At 70.3% G+C, this 1,772-nt stretch carries 2 protein-coding genes; one reads left to right on the top strand and one right to left on the bottom strand.

The features are described 5' to 3' along the window. The coding region (locus tag ACN269_RS34490) for a deoxyribodipyrimidine photo-lyase (protein WP_421477491.1) at positions 1-790 on the bottom strand (790 nt) is incomplete at its 3' end. A 71-nt stretch (positions 791-861) separates the two neighbouring features. Between ACN269_RS34490 and ACN269_RS34485 the strand changes: the two genes are divergently transcribed. Continuing rightward, the gene (locus ACN269_RS34485) at positions 862-1,731 is read left to right on the top strand and encodes a TIGR03619 family F420-dependent LLM class oxidoreductase (RefSeq protein WP_421477490.1); all 870 of its coding nucleotides are present in this window, start codon (positions 862-864) and stop codon (positions 1,729-1,731) included. The last annotated feature ends 41 nt before the right edge of the window (positions 1,732-1,772 follow it).

Raw genomic sequence — 1,772 nt, 5'->3', positions numbered from 1 at the left:
AAAGCACATCTGCGTAGAAGTCGCGGAACGCGAGCTCACGCAGGTACGCCTGCGCGCCGCGGCCCCGGCCCAGATCAGCGGCCATGGTGCGGGGGTGGATAGTGCCGAACTTCAGGTGCGCCGACATCCGGCTGGTGCTCTGCAGGTCGGGGCGGTCGCGCTGCTCGGCATAGTCGTCGAGGCCCGACTGCACAAACTTCCGCCATTGCCGGCGCGCGGCGCGTTCGCCGGCCGGTTGATCCAGCTCGGTGCCTGGGTCGGGAACGTCGACGCCGCCGATGTCGGCGGGCTCGATCCAGCGAGCGGACTTCGGGCCGGTCTGTGCCGGCGGCCGCCAGCCGTGCCGGCGCCAGGCGTCGAAAAACGGCGTGAACACCCGGTACGGCGTGCCGTCGGTCTTCGTGACACGCCCCGGCGACACCAGATAGGGCGAACCGGACTCCTCCAACGGCACCGCACCGAGCGCAGCGCGTACGGCGGCATCGCGGCGCCGACCAAACGGGGCGAAGTCGGCCGAGATGTGCACCGACGTCGCGTCGACGGCGCTGGCCAGCGCGGGTATCCGCTGCTCGGGGCGGCCGCGCGTGACCAGCAGCCGACCGTCGAGCGCTTGGTCGAGGTCGCGCAGCGCGTCGTAGAGGTACTGCACGCGGCGCGCTGCGGGGCTGGCGGTCAGCCGCGGATCCAGCACGTAGCAGGCCAGCACCTCGCCGTCGCCCGCCGCGGCGTCCAACAGCGCGGGGTGGTCATGCAGCCGCAGATCGCGTCGGAACCACAACAGCGTGGGCATGCAGTCATGCTGCCCGAAACTCGGGTACGGCAAACGCCGGCGACACGTCGGCGACCAACGGGAAGGCCGACATGCAGTTCTGGACAGGTACGGCGTTCATGGAAACAACGGAGTCGATCGCGGTGGCGCGGATGCTCGACGACGCGGGCTTCGCCGGGGTGGTCTGTTCGGACCACATGATCTACCCGCGCGAGCTGTCGTCGCAGTATCCCGATTCCCCAACCGGCACGCCGCCGTGGGCACCCGAAACCGCATGGCCGGACTGCTGGGTGCAGATCGGGGCGATGGCCGCGGTGACCACCCGGCTGCGGTTCTCCAACGCCGTCTACATCGCCCCCGCGCGGCCGCTGCTGGAGGTGGCCAAGCAGGTGGCCACCGCGGCGGAGATCTCGGCCGGCCGGGTGTCGCTGGCTGTGGGTGTCGGCTGGATGCGCGAGGAGTTCGAGCTGATGGGCCAGGACTTCAGCACGCGCGGAAAGCGGCTCAACGAGATGATTCCCGCGCTGCGCGAGCTGTGGCGCGGCGGCTGGGTGTCCTGGTCCGGTGAGCACTATCAGGTGCCCGAGTTGATGCTCGAACCGCACCCGCCGGTCCCGGTGCCGATTCTGTGCGGCGGTGAGTCCGAGGCCGCGCTGCGCCGGGCAGCCCGCCTGTGCGACGGCTGGGTGGGCTACGCCTACCGCTGGGATGACGCCGCACGCTACGTGCAGCGGCTGACCACGCTGCGCCGCGAATACGGTCGGGACGGCGAACCGTTCGAGATCATCCTGGCGTTGTTGGAGCCGCCGTCGTTGGACCTCTACCGGCGGGCAGCAGATCTCGGCATCACTGGCGTGATGGGCGCCCCCTGGGCGGGGCTGGACGATCACAGCGGCGGCGTCGAACGCTACCGGGCACCGATCGAGCGGTTCGCCGAACAGTTCATCGAGCCGGCGAGGTAGGGCGCAGCGGTAGCTCAGTGCAGCGTCACCGTGCAGTACGT

This window comes from Micromonospora sp. WMMD736 (assembly GCF_049179015.1).
GTDB lineage: Bacteria > Actinomycetota > Actinomycetes > Mycobacteriales > Micromonosporaceae > Micromonospora.
The sequence above is the reverse complement of the archived record's forward strand: the minus strand, read 5'-3'. Positions and strand labels throughout refer to the sequence as shown.